The sequence below is a fragment of the Brachyspira sp. genome (assembly GCF_050873525.1).
Taxonomy (GTDB): Bacteria; Spirochaetota; Brachyspiria; order Brachyspirales; family Brachyspiraceae; genus Brachyspira.
Genome location: NZ_JBNMIZ010000164.1, coordinates 1 through 5,987, shown reverse-complemented (window position 1 = coordinate 5,987; position 5,987 = coordinate 1). Strand labels below are relative to the sequence as shown.

The 5,987-nt window shown below is 33.2% G+C and carries 7 protein-coding genes; 5 read left to right on the top strand and 2 right to left on the bottom strand.

Annotated features, from left to right (window positions below; genetic code table 11):
* Positions 1–64 precede the first annotated feature (64 nt).
* The 5 genes from thrS to ACR0QS_RS10085 all read left to right on the top strand — a co-directional run bounded on the left by thrS (position 65) and on the right by ACR0QS_RS10085 (position 3,770).
* The gene (thrS, locus tag ACR0QS_RS10105; protein ID WP_432633323.1) at positions 65–1,993 is read left to right on the top strand and encodes a threonine--tRNA ligase; all 1,929 of its coding nucleotides are present in this window, start codon (positions 65–67) and stop codon (positions 1,991–1,993) included.
* A gap of 12 nt (positions 1,994–2,005) precedes the next feature.
* Complete coding sequence (gene infC, locus ACR0QS_RS10100) at positions 2,006–2,587, top strand: translation initiation factor IF-3 (RefSeq protein ID WP_432633322.1); 582 nt, start codon at positions 2,006–2,008, stop codon at positions 2,585–2,587.
* Positions 2,588–2,680: 93 nt separating this feature from the next.
* Complete coding sequence (rpmI, locus tag ACR0QS_RS10095) at positions 2,681–2,884, top strand: 50S ribosomal protein L35 (protein ID WP_137999387.1); 204 nt, start codon at positions 2,681–2,683, stop codon at positions 2,882–2,884.
* 21 nt (positions 2,885–2,905) lie between these two features.
* Complete coding sequence (rplT, locus tag ACR0QS_RS10090; protein ID WP_432633321.1) at positions 2,906–3,259, top strand: 50S ribosomal protein L20; 354 nt, start codon at positions 2,906–2,908, stop codon at positions 3,257–3,259.
* 205 nt (positions 3,260–3,464) lie between these two features.
* Positions 3,465–3,770 (top strand): hypothetical protein, encoded by a 306-nt coding sequence (locus tag ACR0QS_RS10085; RefSeq protein WP_432633320.1) that lies wholly within the window; start codon positions 3,465–3,467, stop codon positions 3,768–3,770.
* A 24-nt stretch (positions 3,771–3,794) separates the two neighbouring features.
* Here ACR0QS_RS10085 and fabV read toward each other — a convergent pair whose 3' ends face one another.
* Positions 3,795–4,970, bottom strand: a complete 1,176-nt coding sequence (fabV, locus tag ACR0QS_RS10080) for an enoyl-ACP reductase FabV (protein ID WP_432633319.1) — start codon at positions 4,968–4,970, stop codon at positions 3,795–3,797.
* A 114-nt stretch (positions 4,971–5,084) separates the two neighbouring features.
* The gene (gene atpG, locus ACR0QS_RS10075) at positions 5,085–5,966 is read right to left on the bottom strand and encodes an ATP synthase F1 subunit gamma (RefSeq protein ID WP_432633318.1); all 882 of its coding nucleotides are present in this window, start codon (positions 5,964–5,966) and stop codon (positions 5,085–5,087) included.
* Positions 5,967–5,987 lie beyond the last annotated feature (21 nt).

The following is a 5,987-nucleotide window of genomic DNA, read 5'->3' as shown; positions in this document are numbered from 1 at the left end:
TGTTAAAATACTTTAACTAAATTAAATTTTTAAAAAAGTATCGATTTCTAGGAGGCGCTGTATAATGTCAAAAATTAATTTTTTGGGGAATTCTTACGATATAGCCGAAGGAGTCTCTTTATTGGACTTCGTTAAAGAAAATTTTAAAAAAGAATCTAAAGACGCAATCGCCGCTAAATTTAACGGAGCGGAAGTCGATTTAACTTACAAACCCGAAGCTGACGGAAATTTAGAATTGATACTTACGACAACTGACAAAGGACTTGAAATATTAAGACATTCCACAAGTCATTTGATGGCTCAAGCGGTTAAAAGATTATTTCCTAATGTTCAAGTGACAATCGGACCTGCGATTAAAGACGGTTTTTATTACGATTTCGATACGGAAAAACCTTTTACTGACGAAGATTTGCCTAAAATCGAAGCGGAAATGAAAAAAATAATAAAAGAAAATATTCCCGTAATAAGAAAAATAATGACTAAAAAAGACGCCATAGAATATTTTAAGAAAAATAACGAACCTTATAAAGTGGAAATAATCGAAGATATTGACGCCGATAGGGTTTCATTTTACGAACAGGGAGATTTTATTGATTTATGCCGCGGTCCACATGTTCCTTCTACTGGCTATTTGAAATCTTATAAACTCATGTCGGTTGCGGGTAGTTATTGGAGAGGCAATTCTAATAATAAAATGCTGTCTCGTATATATGGAACGGCTTTTGAAAGTAAGGAATCTTTGGATAATTATCTCAAAAAACTTAAAGAAGCAAAAGAGCGCGACCATAGAAAATTGGGAAAAGAATTAAATTTATTCAGCTTTCATGATGAAGGACCAGGCTTCCCTTTCTGGCATCCAAGAGGAATGATTATTTATAAAGAAGTGGAATCCTATATAAGAAAAGAAAATGAAAAACGAGGATATGTCGAAATAAAAACTCCAGCGATTCTAAACGAGGATTTATGGCATAGAAGCGGACATTGGGATAATTACAAAGAAAACATGTATTTTACCGAAATTGACGAAACTAAATTTGCAATCAAACCTATGAATTGTCCCGGCGGATTAATCGTTTATAATTCCAATATTCATAGTTATAGAGATTTGCCTTTAAGAGTCGCCGAATTGGGTTTCGTTCACAGGCATGAACTTTCGGGCGCTTTGCATGGACTTTTTAGAGTGCGAGCTTTTACTCAAGATGATGCTCATATATTTTGTATGGAAGAACAGCTTGCGGATGAGATTATAAATACGATAGATTATTATTTGTCGGTTTATAAAGATTTCGGATTTAAAAATTTTGAAATATTCGTTTCCACGCGTCCTAAAAAATCAATAGGAACTGACGAGGCTTGGGAACTTGCCACAAATTCTTTGATTAACGCTTTGGATAAATTAAATATCGCTTATAAAATCAACGAAGGAGACGGAGCTTTTTACGGACCGAAAATTGATTTTAATATTAAAGATGTTTTGGATAGAAATTGGCAATGCGGAACTTTACAAGTTGATTTTTCTCTTCCAATGCGATTTGAAATAAGCTACGAAGGAAAAGACGGAAGAAAACATACTCCCGTTATGCTTCATAGAGCAATATTGGGTTCGATGGAAAGATTTATTGGAATATTAACCGAACATTATAACGGAAAATTTCCTTTATGGTTATCGCCTTTGCAAGTCGCGGTAGTAAATGTTTTGAACGATAAAAATCAAATAGATAGAATCAAAGAAATAGCAGAAGTTTTGAAAGCGGAAGGCTTTAGAGTTGAAATTGACGACACTAACGATAATTTGGGGACTAAAATAAAAAAATACCGCTTGCAAAGAACTCCATATACGGTTATAATAGGAGCGGACGAATTATCAAGCGGAAAGTTATCCGTTAGGACTCGTTCGTCCAAAGAAATAAAAGATATAGATTTAACGGAGTTTGTAGAAAAACTTAAAAAAGAATCAAAGGAGAGAATGAATGACTCTATATTTTCTACATGAGGTAGAGTAGTAATGGCAACGGTAAGAAGAGACGGAGAGAGAATTAATCAGTTTATTACCGCGAGCGAAGTCAGGGTAGTGCATGATAAAAAAGGAAGTTTAGGCATAATGAATATTAAAGATGCCATTGCGCTTGCCCGAGAGGAAGATTCGGATTTGGTGGAGATAGTTCCTAACGCGAATCCGCCCGTTTGTAAGATTATAAATTACGGAAAGTATAAATTCGAACTTCAAAAGAAAAATAAAGAGGCTAAAAAAAAGCAGAAACTTGTGCAGCTTAAAGAAATTAAGATGCGCCCGCAGATAAGCGTTCATGATTATAATTTTAAGATGAAGCATATACGCGAATTCTTAAACGAAGGCAATAAGGTTAAAATTACGATAATGTTTAGAGGAAGGGAAATGGCGCATACGGAATTTGGACATGACCTTGTCGATAAAATCATAAAAGATTTGGAAAACGAAGCCTCTACGGAAAAACCTCCAAAAATGGAAGGACGAAATTTATCGGCGGTTTTGAATCCCGTTAATAAAACTAAAAAGACTTCTTCCGATGCGGATAAAAACGAAAGCAGGGAAAATATAGAGGAATAAATTAAGCCCACTAACTATGCATACTTATCATATGTATAGACGAGCATAAATAAAATATAAATAAATTAAAAAAAATTAAAAAGAGGAAAAACTATGAGACAGAAATTGAAAACTAAAAGCGGAGCGAAAAAAAGATTTAGATTTTCCAAAAACGGAAAAGTAAAATTTGCTCATGCGTTCGGAAGTCATAAATTTTTGCATAAAAGACCCGATACGAAGAGAAAATATCGAAAAGCTAAAATAGCGGACGATACGAATATGGCGGAAATGCCGAGATTAATGCCTTACGGCGGATAATTATTTATAAGGAGAATAAAAATGAGAGCGGTCAGCGGAACGGTAAGAAAACATAAAGTTAAAAAAATATTAAAAATGGCTAAAGGCTATTACGGTTCTCACAGCAAGCAGATGAAGCAGGCTAAAGAAGCCGTAATAAGAGGATTAAAATACGCTTACAGAGACAGAAGACAGAAAAAAAGAATGATGCGAAGATTATGGACTTTGCGTATTAATGCGGCTTGCAGACCTTTGGGAATATCCTATAGCAGATTTATAAACGGACTTAAAAAAGCGAATATTATAATCGACAGAAAAGCTTTGTCCAATTTGGCTATAGAAGATTATAAAGCTTTTGAAGCGGTTGTTGAAGCGGCTAAAAAGTCTTTGGCATAATTAAAACTTAAATAAAATTAACCGTCTGTAATAAATACGGACGGTTTTTTGTTATAAATAGAATTTTATTTTTACATAAACTATTGACAATTTTTATTAAATATATACAATTACATTCATAGTCATTTGAAAATCAAGAGTTTATTTATGAAGAATATACTTATATTATTATCGTTAATTATCGTAAGTTGCACTTATACCAGTTATGAAAAAGTATATTGTAGAAGGTGATAAAACTAATGTTACCATAAGGTATCGAGGCATAAATAAAGATAGAAAACTTGATGATAATTTAACCGAGATTTTTGCTGAAAAATTGCCCGTAGTAATTGATAATAATCAGTTTGCCGTATATAGCGCTCCATATGTAAATAGAAATAAAGATAAGCTATATTGGGAGATAGAAGCGTATTCCGAATCTGCAGGATATTTAATATTAAGAATGGAAGAATCTGGAATATCTAATATGACAACTAATAATTATTTAAAAATCACTTCGCATTTTAAATAATAAATAAAACTAAAAATAAATTAATTATATTTGAACATCTTTACTATAATCTATTCCTTCGATTTCAAAACCATGCATATTCATATAATCATGTCTAAATAAAGTCATATCAGCCAATTCTTTTACATTGTCTTTATTTAATTTATTCCAGTCTTCCAATACTTCTTTTTGAACTTCGTCTTTTAGTTCCCAGTCGTCAAGTCTTATTCTATTTTCACTGTCAAGCGGAATATTATTTCCAGAAAATAATTTTTCGCTTAATAATCTATACATCTGTTCAATGCAGCCTTCATGAAGTCCTTTCTTTTTCATTATTCTAAATAATATTCCAATATATAAAGGAACTGTCGGAATAACGGCGGACGCTCTTGTCACAACGGCTTTATTTACCGAAACATAAGCATGCCCTTTTATTTTTTCCTGCATTTCTTTATCCAAATCATGCGCGGTTTTTTCCAAATCGTCTTTAGCTCTTCCAATAGTTCCGTCTCTATAAACCGCTTTAGTCATTTCGGGACCTATATATGAATATGCAATATTTATCGCGTTTTCGGAAAGCAAATCGGCGTTAATCAAAGCGTCAGTCCATAATTTCCAGTCTTCGCCTCCCATAACTTTTACAGTATTTTTTATATCTTCTTCGTTTGCAGGTTCTATAGAAACATTTAATAATTCTTCCGTCATAAAATCTATTCCCATTCCGTTATAAGTTTTTCCGATAGGCTTAAGAGTCGAACGATGCAATATTCCCGTTTTTTCGTCCATTCTTACGGGAGCGGCTAAACTATAAATAAATAAATCTATTTTTCCGTCAAAAAAAGATTTCGCTTCTTTTATAACTTCCTCTTTTGAAGCGTTTAAAAAAGCGTCAAGTATTAAAGTTTTCTCTTCTATTCCGTCTCTTTTTGCAATTTCGCTAAAAGCCTCGTTATTATACCAGCCTGGAGTAGCCGTTCTTCTTTCGGTTGCGGGTTTTTCAAAAGACACTCCAATCGTTTTTGCGCCAAGTCCGTAGGCTATCGCTATTCTGCTTGCAAGTCCGTATCCTCCCGATGCTCCGAGTATCAAAGCGTTTTTTACATTCGATTTTATTTTTGGCTGAGATTTCACATAATTAATTTGATTTTCAACTTCTTTTTTGCAGCCAAAAGGATGAGCGGTAATGCATATATTATTTAAAATTTTAGGTTCTACTATCATTTTTATCTCCGACTAATTATTTTATTTATTTTCTATTATGTTATAACTCTATAATAGAATTCATTTTTTTTCAATCGTTAATTCGTTTATTTTATTTAATTTATTTATTTTTATTTAATCGACCGCTTCCGAACCGCCAATAATATCCAAAAGTTCGTTTGTAATATTTTCCTGCCTCGCTCTGTTTGCCTTATTTTTAAGTTCGGATAAAAGTCTTTCGGCGTTATCTGTGGCGTTTCTCATGGCTATCGAACGTTCTGCGTTTTCGGATAAAAAAGAAGTTGTGAGCATAAAAAAGAAATAAGTTTTTATCGCTAGCGGAACAACCTCTTTCAAAACGGAATCTCTGTCTGGCTCTATCAAATATTCGGGCTGTTTTTTATTTTTATGTCCTTCTATATCTTCTTCGTCTGGAATCATTGGAATCAAACTTTTTATTTTAGGAATATGAACGACTCTCGTATAATATCGCGTATATATTATTTCCACTCTCGAAGCTTTATCGGTTGAATAATCATACATGAATCTTTGAACTACCGCGGCGCAATCGTCAAAAGTGGATTCTTCGTCTATTCTCGGATATTTTCTCGCTATAGGAATTTTCTGTTTTTCAAAATAAGCCTCGCCTTTCTTTCCCAAAACATGCAGCTCAACCTCTCTTCCATGCCTGTGATGATGTCTTATCCTTTCCATCGCTTCGTCTAAAATTTTTGTATTATAAGAACCGCATAATCCCCGCGTTGAAGTTATAACGAATAGAATTATATTTTTTATATTTTTCTTTTTTTCAAGCAAAGGATGCGAATGCTCGATGTCGGTATGCGAAAGTTCTTCCACTATTCTGTTTAATTTTTGAGTATAAGGTCTCATTCCTTGCTCTACCGTAAGAATTTTTGCGGTTTTTGAGCGCGAAATCATATCCATAGTTTTCGTTATTTTATGAGTTCCCGTTATAGCTTTTATTCTTGCCTTTAATACATTAAGTTTTTCAGCCATAATATTTTCCTAAGATCAATT

Coding starts and splice junctions, on each gene's coding strand:
- rplT (WP_432633321.1), top strand. CDS start 2,906: ATGAGAGCGGTCAGCGGAACGGTAAGAAAACATAAAGTTAAAAAAATA.
- thrS (WP_432633323.1), top strand. CDS start 65: ATGTCAAAAATTAATTTTTTGGGGAATTCTTACGATATAGCCGAAGGA.
- atpG (WP_432633318.1), bottom strand. CDS start 5,966: ATGGCTGAAAAACTTAATGTATTAAAGGCAAGAATAAAAGCTATAACG.
- fabV (WP_432633319.1), bottom strand. CDS start 4,970: ATGATAGTAGAACCTAAAATTTTAAATAATATATGCATTACCGCTCAT.
- infC (WP_432633322.1), top strand. CDS start 2,006: ATGGCAACGGTAAGAAGAGACGGAGAGAGAATTAATCAGTTTATTACC.
- ACR0QS_RS10085 (WP_432633320.1), top strand. CDS start 3,465: ATGAAAAAGTATATTGTAGAAGGTGATAAAACTAATGTTACCATAAGG.
- rpmI (WP_137999387.1), top strand. CDS start 2,681: ATGAGACAGAAATTGAAAACTAAAAGCGGAGCGAAAAAAAGATTTAGA.